The following is a 1536-nucleotide window of genomic DNA, read 5'->3' as shown; positions in this document are numbered from 1 at the left end:
GGGTTTAGGCAGTATGACTTTCCGTGAGGTAGTGGCTGGCCTGCCGTGCTGAATCAGACGCGGGTTAGCATTACTGCCAGAGCCGCATGGTGTGCGCGAGGGCGACACCCGGCGATTTCCCACACGGAGGCCAGCATGGGACACGATAGCACGGTGTACGTCGGTCTGGATGTCCACAAGGAATCGATCACGGCAGCCTACGCGGTCGACATAGGCGAGGTCGAATTGCTGGGCAAGATCGGCACCTCGAAGACAGACATCGATCGCCTTTGCCAGCGCATGCAGTCCAAGGCGACGCACGTCCGTATCGTCTACGAAGCAGGGCCGTGCGGCTACGGCCTTTACCGTCAGCTCCTGCAGAAGGGGTTCGACTGCATGGTATGTGCCCCGTCGCTGATTCCCAAGAAACCGGGCGAGCGGGTCAAAACCGACCGCCGAGACGCGATCAAACTCGTGCGCTCGCTGCGCGCAGGTGATCTCTCGCCAGTCTATGTACCTGGTGTCGAAGACGAGGCATTCCGGGACTTGGCCCGCGCATGGGCCGCCGCCAAAGCGGATCTCAAGCACGCGCGGCAGCGACTCAAATCCTTTCTGCTCTCTCATGGTATCCGTTACACCGGCAGTGCGAACTGGGGGCCGGCACATCGAAGGTGGATCAGCACCTTTGCGTTCCCCAACCACTGGCAACAACTTGCCTTTGACGAGTGCCGCCGTACGATCGAAGACAGGCTCGGGCAATGCGACCGTCTTGAGGCGGCGCTACGCGAGGCTGTGGTCAACTGGCGCTTCTATCCGGCCGTACTGGGACTGCAGGCAATGCGGGGGATCCAGTTCACCTCGGCCGTAGGCATGCTCGCCGAACTCGGCGACCTGTCGCGATTCGAGCATCCTCGCCAGCTGATGGCTTGGCTCGGAGTGACGCCCTCCGAACACTCTTCAGGAGATCGCCGTCGTCAAGGCAGCATTACAAAAAACGGAAACAGCTACGCAAGAAAGCTGCTCGTCGAGGCTGCGTGGAGTTACAGATACCCCGCTCGGGTGAGCCCGGACATCCAACGCCGCCATGAAGGAATCCCGAGGCCGATCATTGACCGCGCATGGGATGCTCAACTGCGACTGTGTCGGCGATATCGCAAGTTCGCAGCGCGCGGCAAGAATGTAAACATCGGCGTGGTTGCCGTGGCGCGAGAACTCGCGGGGTTCATTTGGGACATCAGCAGACTGGCGATGTCCCTCGCCATACCGATGGATGCTAGACCTTGACACCACGATACCTTATCGAGAACACGGAGAGTTTCCTGAAGGCGGCGTAGCCCGGCACCCGAGTAACCCGCGATGGGACTATGCAACACATCTCTTGCGACTTGCGACTTTAGGTAGCGGCAGGCTCAAAGGGCGGACCACAGTAATGCGGTAACCAACCCGCGGATATCAGTGTGACCAACCGTCGAGACGTACTGCTACGTCGCCCTCAGGAAATTCAGATGAACCCAAAACCGAGGACCGATCGCGATTGACAGGGAAAGTCATATCAGT

1 protein-coding gene is annotated in these 1536 nt (G+C 59.8%); it reads left to right on the top strand.

What is annotated here, in order from left to right; genetic code table 11:
- Positions 1-135: 135 nt before the first annotated feature.
- A complete protein-coding gene (locus BG60_RS36080; protein WP_008344707.1) occupies positions 136-1263 on the top strand; it encodes an IS110 family RNA-guided transposase in 1128 nt (375 codons plus the stop codon).
- The last annotated feature ends 273 nt before the right edge of the window (positions 1264-1536 follow it).

Origin of the sequence: Caballeronia zhejiangensis (assembly GCF_000698575.1) — a bacterium.
In the GTDB taxonomy this organism is placed as follows: domain Bacteria; phylum Pseudomonadota; class Gammaproteobacteria; order Burkholderiales; family Burkholderiaceae; genus Caballeronia; species Caballeronia zhejiangensis.
This window is presented reverse-complemented; position numbering and strand designations above follow the sequence as displayed.